The organism is uncultured Agrobacterium sp. (genome assembly GCF_913777885.1).
In the GTDB taxonomy this organism is placed as follows: domain Bacteria; phylum Pseudomonadota; class Alphaproteobacteria; order Rhizobiales; family Rhizobiaceae; genus Agrobacterium.
The window spans coordinates 37,010-50,507 of sequence record NZ_CAJYTV010000011.1; the positions used below are offsets into that span (position 1 = coordinate 37,010).

Annotated in this window: 14 protein-coding genes and 1 pseudogene; 3 read left to right on the forward strand and 12 right to left on the reverse strand. The window is 57.7% G+C overall.

The genetic code is table 11. The annotated features are described in order from the left end of the window. Nucleotides 1-207: 207 nt before the first annotated feature. The 5 genes and pseudogenes from QZ869_RS08670 to QZ869_RS08690 form a co-directional block, all read right to left on the reverse strand. Nucleotides 208-957: a hypothetical protein gene (locus QZ869_RS08670; protein ID WP_296104040.1), complete on the reverse strand. Its 750-nt coding sequence runs from the start codon at nucleotides 955-957 to the stop codon at nucleotides 208-210. A 14-nt stretch (nucleotides 958-971) separates the two neighbouring features. After that, nucleotides 972-1,229, reverse strand: coding sequence for a hypothetical protein (locus QZ869_RS08675; RefSeq protein WP_062425653.1), 258 nt, complete (start codon nucleotides 1,227-1,229; stop codon nucleotides 972-974). A gap of 105 nt (nucleotides 1,230-1,334) precedes the next feature. Further along, nucleotides 1,335-1,727, reverse strand: coding sequence for a TIGR02301 family protein (locus QZ869_RS08680; RefSeq protein WP_296019590.1), 393 nt, complete (start codon nucleotides 1,725-1,727; stop codon nucleotides 1,335-1,337). A gap of 91 nt (nucleotides 1,728-1,818) precedes the next feature. Continuing rightward, nucleotides 1,819-2,241: an NUDIX domain-containing protein gene (locus tag QZ869_RS08685; protein ID WP_296100911.1), complete on the reverse strand. Its 423-nt coding sequence runs from the start codon at nucleotides 2,239-2,241 to the stop codon at nucleotides 1,819-1,821. Between the two features lie 185 nt (nucleotides 2,242-2,426). Further along, nucleotides 2,427-2,954 (reverse strand): annotated as a pseudogene (locus QZ869_RS08690) (glutathione S-transferase family protein); the annotation flags it as partial. Nucleotides 2,955-3,102: 148 nt separating this feature from the next. Here QZ869_RS08690 and QZ869_RS08695 point away from each other — a divergent pair. Together QZ869_RS08695 and QZ869_RS08700 are read left to right on the forward strand one after the other, a co-directional pair. After that, entirely contained in the window at nucleotides 3,103-3,426 is a 324-nt protein-coding gene (locus QZ869_RS08695) for a YnfA family protein (RefSeq protein WP_296019481.1), read from the forward strand. A gap of 4 nt (nucleotides 3,427-3,430) precedes the next feature. Continuing rightward, nucleotides 3,431-4,186, forward strand: coding sequence for an SOS response-associated peptidase (locus tag QZ869_RS08700; protein ID WP_296100912.1), 756 nt, complete (start codon nucleotides 3,431-3,433; stop codon nucleotides 4,184-4,186). Between the two features lie 114 nt (nucleotides 4,187-4,300). On the opposite strand, the gene QZ869_RS08705 is transcribed toward QZ869_RS08700, so the two are convergent. The 5 genes from QZ869_RS08705 to QZ869_RS08725 all read right to left on the reverse strand — a co-directional run bounded on the left by QZ869_RS08705 (nucleotide 4,301) and on the right by QZ869_RS08725 (nucleotide 10,514). After that, nucleotides 4,301-4,435 carry a hypothetical protein gene (locus QZ869_RS08705; protein WP_296019477.1) on the reverse strand — a complete coding sequence of 45 codons (135 nt, stop codon included), beginning with the start codon at nucleotides 4,433-4,435 and terminating at the stop codon, nucleotides 4,301-4,303. Nucleotides 4,436-4,638: 203 nt separating this feature from the next. Further along, nucleotides 4,639-5,499, reverse strand: coding sequence for a CDP-diacylglycerol--serine O-phosphatidyltransferase (pssA, locus tag QZ869_RS08710; RefSeq protein WP_296081396.1), 861 nt, complete (start codon nucleotides 5,497-5,499; stop codon nucleotides 4,639-4,641). A gap of 24 nt (nucleotides 5,500-5,523) precedes the next feature. Beyond that, nucleotides 5,524-6,222, reverse strand: coding sequence for a phosphatidylserine decarboxylase (locus QZ869_RS08715; protein ID WP_296104044.1), 699 nt, complete (start codon nucleotides 6,220-6,222; stop codon nucleotides 5,524-5,526). Between the two features lie 247 nt (nucleotides 6,223-6,469). After that, nucleotides 6,470-8,359, reverse strand: coding sequence for an ABC transporter ATP-binding protein/permease (locus tag QZ869_RS08720; RefSeq protein WP_296019469.1), 1,890 nt, complete (start codon nucleotides 8,357-8,359; stop codon nucleotides 6,470-6,472). 118 nt (nucleotides 8,360-8,477) lie between these two features. Then, complete coding sequence (locus QZ869_RS08725; RefSeq protein ID WP_296104049.1) at nucleotides 8,478-10,514, reverse strand: LysM peptidoglycan-binding domain-containing protein; 2,037 nt, start codon at nucleotides 10,512-10,514, stop codon at nucleotides 8,478-8,480. 155 nt (nucleotides 10,515-10,669) lie between these two features. Here QZ869_RS08725 and QZ869_RS08730 point away from each other — a divergent pair, with 155 nt between their 5' ends. Further along, nucleotides 10,670-11,290, forward strand: coding sequence for a TIGR00730 family Rossman fold protein (locus tag QZ869_RS08730; RefSeq protein ID WP_296104052.1), 621 nt, complete (start codon nucleotides 10,670-10,672; stop codon nucleotides 11,288-11,290). Between the two features lie 74 nt (nucleotides 11,291-11,364). Here the strand turns inward: QZ869_RS08730 and rarD are convergent, their stop codons facing one another. Both rarD and pip read right to left on the reverse strand, forming a co-directional pair. Continuing rightward, nucleotides 11,365-12,279, reverse strand: coding sequence for an EamA family transporter RarD (gene rarD / locus QZ869_RS08735; protein WP_296104054.1), 915 nt, complete (start codon nucleotides 12,277-12,279; stop codon nucleotides 11,365-11,367). A gap of 246 nt (nucleotides 12,280-12,525) precedes the next feature. Continuing rightward, nucleotides 12,526-13,482, reverse strand: coding sequence for a prolyl aminopeptidase (gene pip, locus QZ869_RS08740; protein ID WP_296104056.1), 957 nt, complete (start codon nucleotides 13,480-13,482; stop codon nucleotides 12,526-12,528). Between the last annotated feature and the right edge of the window lie 16 nt (nucleotides 13,483-13,498).

The window sequence follows — 13,498 nt, forward strand, 5'->3', positions numbered from 1 at the left end:
AAAAAAGATAGAGCGTCCTTTGTGCGTCCAAGAAAACGCACGGTGCTTTAGAGTTAGGGTTTCAGGCGCGCGAGGGCAAGCCGGAAGGGGCAATTGAGGCCGGAGTCCATCACGGTCTTCAACAATCGCTCTGACGCTTGATCTCTTTGCCTCACCGCATGTCAGTATTGCCGAAAATTGGCGCGGGCCATGCGTCAAGCGGCCTGATCAGTCGCCTGCGCCAAAGAACTTCCACTGTCCATCTGGCGAGATGCCGATACGGTAAAAGCTGTAATTGCCATATTCCTGCATGTCGGCCAGATCGCCAGCCGTGATGATACGCAGGAGATCTACTTTCTCGGGCTTGGTCAGTGTGTTGAGCGACTTTCCGGCAAAGTAGGGGAAGACATACATTTCATCCGGCGTTCCGGCATCCACGCGGGCATAACCGGTAGAAAGCAGATCGAGGATAATGGCCAGCACTTCCAGGCCTTCCGGGTCGCCGGAGAAGCTTTTCAGCGCAGCGATAGGATCGGTTCCTTCGGCGTCTATACGCGTCTGGTTCGGGCCGGCATTGATCAGTGGACGCAGCTTTTCGATATCGCCACTGGAGGCCGCGTCGATGATCAATTGACGCAGGCGACGCACAGGCTCCGGTGCCTTGCTGATATCATGCTCGATTTGTGCGGAAACTTGCGGCGCATCGTTTTGTTCAGGCGCTGCCTCCTGTTGTCCGCCCTGGCGGTTCACCAGCGGATCTGGCATGGGAATGCCATCGGAACCCTCTTTGACCGGCGCCGGCTGCGACGACTTGGGAGCCTCGGATGCCTGGGCCTGCTCGGTCTCGCCGCCTGGACCAGGCTTCAGCTCAGACAGAGCATAGGCCGCATGCGGTAGTGCGGTGGCAGAAAGGGTTAGTGAAATAACGGCGGCAAGCGCGGCAGACGACCGCGCGACTTTATGACCGAAAAACAGCATGGATAGGCTCCCGCTTACTGAATGATCCGCTGCGGGGAAAATTCGCCAGCAAGCATGCGCTGACGCAATGATTCGAGCATGGCCTCTGCGCCGGCTTCGCCATGCATGCGAATGGTTTCGCGCATGGCCAAGGCTATAGCGGCATCTGCGATGATCTCCGGTTCGATGCCATCGGCCATACCATCAGCCCAGGCTTCGTTTTGATGTTCCAGAGCGACCTGCATCTTTTCATGCGCGATCATATCGTGGATTTCGTTACGGCTCGTTTGCATCTTTCATCCTCGACAGGGCGTCCAAGTCGTTACCACCCTGTTAACAACTCTAACAGTCTTTTATCAAAACGGCACGCCCTGCGGCGAAAAGAGGTTAACAATCCTCTAATTTCCGAATCTCGACGTGATTTCTTGTGCGAGTGTTGCGCCTTCGGCACGGTATTTCTGTTCCGCCAAGAGCGCGGCGGAGGTGCAACTCGTATGGACAGCCGCAAAGGTCCGGTATCCGCGGTTGAATGCGGCGGTCATACGCTGCTTTCGCTGCGGCTCGTTTGCAGTATCCGCTGCCAGAATATCGCTCATGGCTTTGCGCCACTCCTGCGGACCCGTCGCCGGGCAGAGCGTGCGCAGATATTGCACGGCGCCAAGGATTTCCGACAGGCGCGCCAGCTTGTCGTCATAGGGTGCTGGCTTGCTTTCTTGCGGTGGTGGCGCTGTCGGCTGAGGTGGTTTCGGGCTTGCAGCGTGCAAGGCGACGGGCAGAGCCACACTCACCAACAATGCCGACAAAAAACAAACCCTTTGACCCATGACTTTACGCGCAACCCAACATCGACTCGTGACAAACTTCTTCCAGATAGCTGTGATTCTAGTGTTCATGCAACTGGCCTAAAACGCGCTCGGCGCATTCCAGAACACTTTCCGGTGCGGGGAGACGGCGTATCTCCTCGAGCGTGAACCATCCGGCATCTGCCGCGTCATCTGCTGCAAGAGCCGCGGTCTGCTCGTCCGCGTCCACAAGAAACACCGACAGTAGAAAATGACTGGTCAGCCGTCCCGCAACGTCATACGAAGGCAGATCGTAGGTCGCGAAAAGCTGTGGATCGCGCGCCTTGATGCCTGTCTCTTCCAGCAATTCGCGAAGTGCTGTCTGCGCCGGTGTCTCGCCAGGCTCGCCGCGCCCACCGGGAAAGGCGAACATGTCCTTCGATGGCGGATTGATTCGCCGCACCAACAGCAGACGGTCGCCACGCCGGACGATGGCGGAAGATGCTGGGTGGGGAAGAGGCATGCGGTTTCCTTCAAGAATCTGCTTCTTATTATGCAGTCAACCTTGCAGGAAACGTGGCGGCATCTTTTCCTTGTAGGGAAATACTGAAAATAGGGGCTCGCCTCTTCAATCACTCGCTTCACCGAAGGTCTTGAAACCAATCGTTCGAAATACTCGCTGGTGTTTTTAAAGTCGCCACTGAACGGATGAACGATCGACCCATAAAAGAACGCCGGAACCGTAGAGCAATGCGCCATCGAAAACTCCTTGCCTGCGACCCACTCACGACTTGGTAAGTGCTGCTCCAGGACGCCATAGGCCTTTTCGATGGTCGCATGAGCCTCGGATAAACCATGAGGATCGGGAGCATCTTTAGGACGCAAACGTTCCGCGGCAATGCGCTGCATAGACTGGTGGATGTAGAGATCAAAGAACCGATCCCATAGCCGCACCTCAAGCTGCTCCTCCACGCCTTTCGGCAGCAGTTCGGCCGGACCTTGATAATGGGTATGAATATATTCGATGATGATGCTTTCCGGCAGCGCTACGTTGGCTTCGATATCATGCAGCGCCAGCATCTTTCCCCTCGGTGATCTTTCAACGAACGCCGCCCTTGAATCAGGATTGGAGAAATCGACGATAACCGGTTCAAAAGATGTGCCGTTTTCATAAAGTGCCACGAGCACCTTGTGGCAGAATGACGAAAGCGGGTGCATATAGAGCTTAAGGGTCATGTAACCGCTCCGGGGTGTGACATAGACCGTGGCTGAATGCTTGGCGGTCTCGACGAGACTGCACGAAAGAGATGGTTTTCGCTATGATGCGCTCAAGGCCCCGAACAGTCCACCTTGCCTGCGGCGGAAACAGGAGCAGGAAATAGGCATGAAAATTACCCTCGTCTATGCAGCCGCAGCGCTTGCCGAAATAGCTGGATGCTTTGCCTTTTGGGCGTGGCTGCGCATGGGCAGATCGGTGGTTTGGTTGGTGCCCGGGATGGTGTCGCTTGCAATCTTTGCCTGGCTTTTGACGCTGGTGCCGACCGAGGCTGCCGGACGGGCCTATGCGGCCTATGGAGGCATTTACATCGTCGCTTCTTTGCTGTGGCTTTGGGGCGTGGAGCGTCATGCGCCCGATCGCTGGGATCTGGCGGGCGGCGCGGTTTGCCTTGCCGGCGCTTCGCTCATTCTGTTTGCGCCGAGAGGATAGGTCCATGTGCGGTCGCTTCGTACTGAAAGCAACGCCGGAAGAGATTGCCGATCATCTCGATCTGATCGGCGTTGAGGATTTCCCGCCGCGTTTCAACATCGCGCCGACCCAGCCGATCCTGATTATTGTGGAGGGTGAGCGGCAGGAAGTGGGAAGCAACCTGCCAAACCGGCAGGCCATGCTCGTGCGCTGGGGCTTCATGCCGGGTTGGGTAAAAGACCCCAAGACCTTTCCGCTTCTGATCAATGCGCGCGCAGAAACCGCCATCGGCAAGGCGTCGTTCCGCGCTGCCATGCGTCATCGCCGCATCCTCATCCCGGCGAGCGGTTTTTACGAGTGGAAAAGACCAGCCAAAGATGATTGCGGCAAGCTTCAGGCATACTACATCAGGCCAAAGCACGGCGGTATCGTTGCCTTCGCCGGATTGATGGAAACATGGTCCTCTGCAGATGGATCGGAAGTCGATACCGGCGCGATCCTCACCACCGCTGCCAACGCCTCTATGTCACGCATCCACGACCGGATGCCGGTGGTGATCGCTCCGCAGGATTTCAGCCGTTGGCTGGATTGTAAGACGCAGGAGCCACGCGAGGTCTCGAGCTTGATGACGGCAGCGGATGAGGATTTCTTCGAGATGATCCCGGTTTCGGACAGGGTGAACAAGGTCGCCAATGTCGGGCCTGATCTTATCGAGCCGGTGGAGGAAACCGCACCACTTGCTCCGGTGAAAGAGAAGAGCGAGCAACTCGCGCTATTTTAGACGAGGAATCGGCTTCTTGCCGATCGTGTCTCTACGTAGAAAATGAAAATGGCGCTCGAAAGCGCCACTTGCAAAGCTCGCGGGCACCACACTGCCTGCTAAACTTGAAAGAGATCAGGCAGTCTTTGCCTGCTTCGGCTTGCGCGCCACCATCATGGCGGCGGCTGCAACGGCCTTGAGGCCGAGCGGCTGGTAATGCGCCTTCAGATCCGGTTTTGCTGGCGTTTCGATTTTCGTTGTCTCAGTCATTCCACCCTCCGCAGATTGCTTGTCCGGCCTTGATTCGCGGGCCTTCCTGACAAGCTCTCTCGGGGTCAATCGTGACGAATTCGAGGCGGATTCAATCAATTGAAAATTGCAGTCTGCGACATTTCGTGTTCGCCCCCACCCTGGAACTGCCCACCGCTGAAACCAGTCATTGTTGCCGCGAAACGCTTTCAGTCCCGCTGAGGTCAAATGCCTCGGTCTAGGCCGTCGCCGCTGTCGCCGTGATCATGGTCTTCGATGGTCAGCGTGCCGTAACGTTTATGCCAGATCCGTGCGCTGAAGGGCAGAAAGGTGAGATAGGCCAGAACGGTCAGGATCAGAACTTCCCAGGTGAAGCTCATCAGGAGCGCGACATAGAGCACGACGATCAAAATCGCTGGAAGAACGAGATCGCGTCGGATGCGGCTTTCAGACTTTCCCGACCATACCGGAAGGCGGCTGATCAGAAGGTAGCCGATCAATACTGTATAGGCAGCGGCAATGTGGGCAAACGTGCGGCTCGGCTCGACGCCGATAAATCCGACATAAACGGGAAGCAATACCAGCATCGCGCCCATCGGAGCGGGAACGCCAACAAAGAATTCGTTCTGCCAGGGCGCCTTCACTTCCCGCTCGACCATGACATTGAAGCGCGCCAGGCGAAGTCCAGCAGCAATGACATAGATGAGGGCAGCGATCCAACCCAGCGACCGTGCTTGATCTAGGAGATAGGCATATACGACGAGGGCAGGGGCAACGCCGAAATTGACGATGTCGGCAAGCGAATCCATCTGCGCGCCGAATTTGGACGTTGCCTTCATCATCCGTGCCAGGCGCCCATCGATCCCGTCGAGGAATGCTGCCACCAGAACCATGGCGACCGCCAGCTCGAAGCGCCCCTCGAAGGCGAGGCGAACGCCACTAAGACCCGCGCAGATGGCAAGCACCGTGACGAGATTGGGGACGACCAGACGAAGCGGAATTTCGCGAAGCCTCGGGCCTCGTCCGCTATCTGTGCTGACCTCGGGCTTGCCGTTAATATTCGGCTGCGGCGCTTGTTCTTCCATCGATCGTGGCTCCCTGTCGTATCATCAGGCGCGGCGGCTGAGAACGGCCCCCTTGGCCGAGCCGAATTCGGCAAGAACGGTTTCGCCAGCAATAGCCGTCTGTCCGACGGAAACGCGCGGTGCGAAGCCTTCGGGCAGGAAGATGTCGAGGCGAGAGCCAAAGCGGATAAGGCCGAAGCGCTCGCCGGCATCAACGGGTTCGTTCGGCTTAACCCAGCAGACAATTCGACGAGCGACCATGCCCGCAATCTGTACGACGCCGACCCGGCCATGCGCCGTTTCGATCACAAGACCGTTGCGTTCGTTGTCTTCCGAAGCCTTGTCGAGATCGGCATTGAGGAATAGGCCTGGGCGGTAGGCGACATTCACGACGCGGCCACGCACCGGCGAGCGGTTAACGTGGCAGTTGAACACATTCATGAACACCGAAACACGCACCATTGGCTCCTTGCCGAGTTCGAGCTCCAGCGGAGGAACGACGGTCTGGATGGCGGACACGGTGCCATCTGCAGGGCTGATGATCAGATCGTCATCCTGTGGCGTCACGCGTTGGGGGTCGCGGAAGAAGTAGGCGCACCACGCTGTCAGAACCATACCGATCCAGAAGAGGGGCGTGGCGATCCAGCCGAGCACCAGCGATGCAACGAAGAAAGCCGCGATGAAAATGTAGCCTTCCTTGTGAATCGGTACCAGGGTGTTGCGAATGGTATCGAACAGGTTCATTGGTCGTTCTTCTCCGAAATTTTCGTTTCCAGTCCTGACGATGCGCCTCTCGGCTGCTGCTCGCTCAGGCCTCGATTTGTCTGTATGCCCCATCGCAGAGCGTCTTAAGGTTCCTGCGTGACACGCATGATATAGTCGTTTCGCGACCATATTCACGTCTCAAGGCGACAAAACACGCATAGGTGACTACAGGCAAACCGCGCCACGGGCAATGGTGCGCAGCCACAAGACCGGTTTATACCCAGGCTCAACGCGCTGGTTCGCCGCGATCCACCACCCCGAGATCGTCTTTTTCGCGGACTTCGCGCAACCGCTCCTCGGCCTGAATCGCCTCGCGCTGACGGCTCCACATCGAGGCATAAAGCCCACCGGCCAGCATGAGCGATGAATGGGTTCCCCGTTCCGCGATGGTGCCGTCCTTGAGGACGATGATTTCGTCCGCTCCGATCACGGTGGACAAGCGATGTGCGATGACGAGCGTCGTGCGATTTTGTGAAACCACGTCCAGCGCGCTTTGAATCTCCTGTTCGGTGTGGGTGTCGAGCGCAGATGTGGCCTCGTCGAGAATGAGGATGGGTGGTGCCTTGAGAATGGTGCGGGCAATGGCAACGCGCTGCTTCTCTCCACCCGAAAGCTTCAATCCCCGCTCGCCGACCATGGTCTGGAAACCATCGGGCAACTTGCTGATGAATCCGCTGATCTGCGCGGCATTCGCCGCAGCCGTGACATCGGCTTCCGGGGCATCTGGCCGACCATAGCGAATGTTATAGGCCAGTGTATCGTTAAACAGCACCGTATCCTGCGGCACCATGCCGACCACGGCGCGCAGGCTCTTTTGCGTGACCGAGCGGATATCCTGGCCGTCGATGGTGATCGATCCACTTTGAATGTCATAGAATCGATAGAGCAGCCTGGAGATCGTTGACTTTCCGGCTCCCGAGGGTCCGACGATCGCGATCGTTTTGCCAGCGGGCACATCGAAGGAGATGCCCTTCAGAATTGGCCGCTCGGGATCGTAGGCAAACTGAACGTCGCGGAAGCTGACAGCGCCTGAACCAATGTGAAGCGGCTTGGCGCCTGGTGAATCCACAACTTCCGCTTCCACTTCCAACAGATCGAACATCTGTTCGATATCGGTCAAACCCTGGCGGATTTCGCGATATACGAAGCCGATGAAGTTCAGCGGCACGGAAAGCTGCAGAAGTAGCGCGTTAATGAAGACGAAGTCGCCGATGGTCTGCTCTCCGCGCTGCACCGCAAGCGCAGACATGACCATCATGACGAGGGAGCCCAGACCGAATATGACTCCCTGGCCGAAGTTTAGCCAACCGAGCGACGTCCAGATGGCGACGGCCGATTTTTCGTAGCGCGCCATCGCCGCGTCGAAGCGGCGGGCTTCCATGTCCTCATTGCCGAAATACTTGACTGTTTCGAAGTTCAACAGCGAGTCGATGGCCTTCGTATTGGCATCGGTGTCGCTGTCATTCATCGACCTGCGAATGGATATGCGCCAGTTGCTGGCCTTGACCGTGAACCAGATATAAGCCCAGACCGTGACGACGGTCACGAAGACATACCAGAAGCCGTAGGACACCCAGAAGATGGCGGCCGTCAGCAGGAATTCGATGAATGTCGGCGCGGTGTTGAGGATGGTGAAACGAACGATCGTTTCTATACCCTTCGTGCCGCGCTCGATGATGCGCGACAAGCCACCTGTCTTGCGCTCCAGATGAAAGCGCAGTGAAAGCTGGTGCATATGCACGAATGTCTTATAGGCCAGTTGACGAACCGCATGCTGCCCGACGCTGGCGAAAAGCGAGTCCCGTAACTGATTGAAGCCAATCTGAATGACGCGCGTCAGATTATAGGCGATGACGAGTGAAACGGCGCCGAGCAGGAATAGGGGAAGCACTCCCGCCATGTCCACTTTGCCGTTCAGCGCATCAGTCGCCCATTTGAAGAAATAGGGAACGGAGATCAACACCAGCTTCGCAACAAGCAGGAAGATGGTGGCCCATACCACCCGCATCTTAAGGTCCCGCCTGCCATCTGGCCACATATAGGGCCATAGGTTGATGAGTGTCTGCATCGGATTGCTGGAATCCGCTGAGATCGTCTTCTTCTTGTTGTTGGCCATGCTCTGCTCCGGCGTCTGCCGGGATGCAGACAGCAAGACGGCGGCTTTGATAGGCCGCCGTCGTCTAATTTAGATAATGTCTAGATCGGGTTTTTACAATGCCCCCCGAAGACCATTCTCAGCGTGTCTTCAACCGGTTGCGGTGGATTTCCTCCGCATTTGGTAGGGCCTTTTCCGGCACGTCGAAAATCTGCCCCGGTTCGATGAGGTCGGGGTTTTGGATCTGCTGTTGATTGGCAAGGTAGATCGTGGTGTAGCGCACGCCCTGGCCATAGACCCGACGGGAAATTTGCCACAAAGTATCACCGCGCCGAATGATGACGGTGCTGTCACTATGTGCGAGCGGTGCCTGCTCGAAGGTCTTCGTGCCGGATGAATCGGTGGCGGGCTCCCCGGTGTTTGCTGGCGCTGGCGTTGCGGGACCCTTCGCATTTAACGCGGCAAACCGATCTGTCAAACCTGCAATAGCTTTGCCAACGGCTGCAACATCGTTCGGCAACGCGTCCACGAGCGAAAGCAAGGAGCGCGCCTCGCGAGCGATCTCGGCAACGAAATTCGTAAAGGCTGGATCCGCCGAGGCAGCGGTGCGGAATTCCGAAAGCGAACGCAACGCAATGGCTGTTGCGGATTTCGCAGCTGCCACCTCGTCAAGAGTGGGTGTCTTACCGTCCTTGTAGAGGCCTGAGAGAATACCGAAGGCTTTGGCCACTTCCGTGCGAAGTGCCTCGAAAGCGGCCTGATCGCTGACCGCAGCGGGGCGATCACTCGATGTCGGAGCGCTTTGAGATGCGGTTACGGCACCCGATGGCTGCATGGCGACCGTCCCCTGATCTGCCTCAGGACGCGAGAAGGGCACGCGTACCCGCACGGTCACCTTGCCAGATTCGTCGAGTGCTTCCGCTGTAATGACGTGATTGCCGACGGTGAGCTGGATATCGCCTTCGATGACGAAACTGCCGGAAGCTTCGGTCTTGGTGTCGCCAACGCGCGTCTCGTCCACCAGAGCACGTATCGGGGTTCCGGCTGGCGCAGAGCCGGCGATATAGATCTTCGATCCATCGAACTCCACGGCGGTCACGCGCACCGATGCAGTTTCCGGTACGGTACCGACCCGCGCATTGGTGGCGGGCGCTTGGGCATTGCCCGTGGCCTGCGGCTGAAGCTCGGCTGGAGCGGTTTCCGGCATGGTCAAAACGCGGCTCGCTTTGCCAGGCGTGGTGACCATGGCGAGAAGATCGCCCCCCTTCTGTGCAGGAACGGAGACTGTCGCCACTTCCTGCGACTGCGATACCTTGCCATTCTTGCCGGTTGCCCGTAGCACCAACTCGTGGTCGCCTGGCGGTAGCGGATTGTCGAGGACGGCTGCGAAATCCCCACTGCTTTCGACTGGCGTCTTGGCAATGACCTGACCTTTGTTGACGATTTCAAGCTGGGAACCCGGCTGCGCCTTGCCGGCAATGACAGCAGAGCCATCGGGTTCGACGCGCAGAACGTCGAAGCTCGGAAGCTGCGCTGCAGCATCGTTGGCTGGGGCGCTTTCAGTCCGTGCTGCCGGCTGCGCAGGTTCTTGCGCAGGTGCCGGTGCGGCAGGTGCCGGCGCAGCAGGCGGTTCCTGCCTTGGTGCTCCATCATCGGTACCGGCGAACACGCCCGCAAGGCGACGAACCTGGGCGGCAGCGGCAGATGCATCGTCCGGTAGCCCGCGCAAATATGCGAGTGTCCGCTCAGCGGCAGAGCGCGCCGTGGTGATCAGGCGTGAGGTCGTTTCGTCAAGCGATTCCGGAATATCGATCGTGTCCAGTTCGCGAAGGGACTCTTCCACCTTTTTGCGGGCCGCGGCGAAGTCTTCGTTCGAAGGCACCTTGTTGTCGGAGAACAGGTTACTCATGTCCTTGATGGACTTCGTGGCGGATTCCGCCAGGCGGCCGACCTTGTCGGCAACATTGGTGGTCTCTCCAGCTGCATCGGACAAAAGATCGCCCGCCTTTTCGCTGCCCATTTCCACGCTGTTTTTGACAGCGTTGCTGGCTTCGTTGATAGCGTCACCGATCGGTTTGTCGTCACCGGACATACGGGGCAGGACGAAGAAGACCATGAGCAGCGTGGCAATGCCGAGCACGACAAGCGCCAACAATGCAGCTCTCTTATTTTTCATCATGAGTCTCCAGGTCATTCTTCGCAAGATTATCGCGAATTGCTAGCGTTTTAGCGCTTTCCATACAAGCACTGGCATGGCTGAAGCGCTGCCTTTGCCGCATCTTCCCCCAAAAATTCTTGACGGGATCGACCCTGCGTAGTTCGGTGCAGGTCATGACATATGAAAAACATCCGATTCGATCCATCTGCGTCTATTGCGGCTCCCAGCCGGGTCGCGATCCCGCCTATATGGAAGCTGGCCGCAACCTTGGAAAATCCTTTGCCGAAAACGGCATTCGCCTCGTCTATGGCGGCGGCACCAAGGGCATCATGGGTGCGGTCGCAAGCGGCGTTCTTTCAAACGGCGGCGAAGTGACGGGGATCATACCCGAGTTTCTCGTGGATATGGAAGCGACACGCCATTCTCTCGGGCAATTGAACGAACTTGTGATCACCAAGGACATGCATGAGCGCAAGCACATGATGTTCGAGCGTGCCGATGCTTTCGTCACATTGCCGGGCGGTATCGGCACGGTGGAGGAGATCGTCGAGATCATGACCTGGGCACAGCTTGGCCGTCATGCAAAGCCCATGGTTTTCGCCAACATCAACGGCTTCTGGGATCCGATGCTCGAACTGATCCGTCACATGCGCGATCAGGGCTTTATCCATCGCGCGCATTTGTTGAACCCGCTGGTGATCGACCAGATCGGCGACATCGTGCCGGCAATCATCGAGCGTGCGGCAGCTCAGCAAAACCCCGAAGGCGACGCGTCGGTCATCGCGCAGCTTTGAGCCGCAATGCGTCTGTTTAACGTTTGAGAGCGCCTTTTGCATTCAATAGAACGCGGCGCTCCAAGCGCCGCCGGTTAACGGGTGCCCTTGCCTTTCATCAGGCTTGGTAATGTGTAAACCGCAAGTGCTGACCAGATCATCAGAAATGCAATCAGCCGAACCGTATCGAACGGTTCTCTGAAGATGAAGACCGCGATGACGAAGATGATCGACGGCGCGATGTATTGCATGATGCCGATCGTGGAGAGCTTCAGAAGTTTCGCGCCATTGCCGTAGAAGATCAGCGGGACGGCAGTAACGAGGCCGCTTGCTGCCAGGAGCCACGTGTCGGCGGCAGTTCCTGCAAAGAAATGTCCGCGCCCGGTGACTGTCAGATAGACGATGAAGGCGAGAGCTGGTGGGGTCAACAGCAGAACCTCCAACAGGAAACCCTGCGTCGGGCCGATGGGAAGCGTCTTGCGGAAGAATGCGTAAAAGCCCCAGGTCACGGTCAGTGCGAGAGCCACCCAAGGCAGACCGCCGGCATTCCACGTCAGCAGCGCCACAGCCATCGCGACCAGCGAGATGGCTGCGATCTGTATGCGACTGAGCTTTTCTTTCAGGATCACGGCGCCGAGAAGAATGCTGAACAGCGGATTGATGAAATAACCGAGTGCTGCATCCAGCGCGTGACCCGATCCGATGGCCCAGATGTAAATGCCCCAGTTGAGGCTGATCAGTGAAGCCGTGAGGCAGGCCATGGCAAGCATGCGGGGCGTGGTCAGCGCCTGGCGGATTTCGGCGGTTCGGCCGAGCACGATGAGCACGATGGCTGCAATCGGCACGGACCAGACGACCCGATGAACGATGACCTCCAGCGGCGAAATATGTGCCACGGCCTTCATGTAAAGAGGCAGGAAACCCCACAGAAGATAGGCCGTCAGCGCATAGACGAAGCCACGGAGGCTATCGCCCGACTGAGGAGCTTGAATGGAGGGGTTCATTGCCATGAGACTACAACCAGAATGATCGGATTTTCTTCGCAGTATTCCCCTTTGGCGTGATGCACCAATTCATTTCCGTGAAGCTTGGATCACGCATGCCATATTGCCGGGATATTGATCGTTCGAATGAATCAAGATCTGAGCCGCGCGACGTAAATGCCCGGCAAGACTCATGAAAATAACGAGGCCCGCCAGCGAGGCCGGCGGGCCATCCTTGGTGTAACGCTGAACGTAACGCGCAGAGTTCCGGCTTTACTTTCCGGCGAAACGGTCCGTTGCGCGGATCAACTGATCGAGAATGCCAGGCTCGGTCATCGCGTGGCCCGCGGCTTCGATGATGTGCAGATCGGCTTTCGGCCAAGCCTTGGATAAATCCCACGCTGTTTTTGCCGGGCAGGGCATGTCGTAACGTCCGTGAACGATAACGCCCGGAATATCCTCCAACTTGTGAGCATCCCGCAGCAACTGTCCGTCTTCAAGCCATCCGCCATTGACGAAGAAATGCGTTTCGATCCGGGCAAAGGCTATGGCGTATTGATCTTCACCGAATGCGTCGACACGGGACGGATCGGTGACGAGCGAGATCGTCGCACCCTCCCATTGACTCCAGGTCTTGGCGCATTCCAACTTTTTCTTCTCGTCCGTGCCAGTGAGGTAGCGATAATAGCTCGCCATCATTTGACCGCGCTCCGCCTCAGGTATCGGCGCGACGAAGGTCTCCCAGCGCTCAGGATACATTTCCGAGACGCCGAATTGATAATACCAATCGAGCTCACGTTTCGTCAGCAGATAGACGCCGCGAACGATGAGTTCGCTGACATGCTCCGGATGGGTTTCGGCATAGGCAAGCGCCAGCGTGGAACCCCAGGAGCCGCCGAAGACCTGCCACTTGTCGTAGCCGAATTTCTGGCGAAGCTTTTCGATATCCGCGACCAGATGCCATGTCGTGTTGGCGTCCAGGCTGGCATGCGGGGTAGATCGGCCGCAACCGCGCTGGTCGAACAGGACCACGTCGTAGAGCGCGGGATCGAATACGCGCCGCTGTGTCGGGTTGACGCCGCCGCCCGGACCGCCATGCAGAAACACCGCCGGTTTACCGCCCTTGGTGCCGACGCGCTCCCAATAGATCGTGTGGCCGTCACCCACATCCAGAAAGCCGGTTTCGTAGGGTTCGATCTCTGGATAGAGGCCGCGCAGTATTTCAGTCATGGTATAAGGTCCTTGG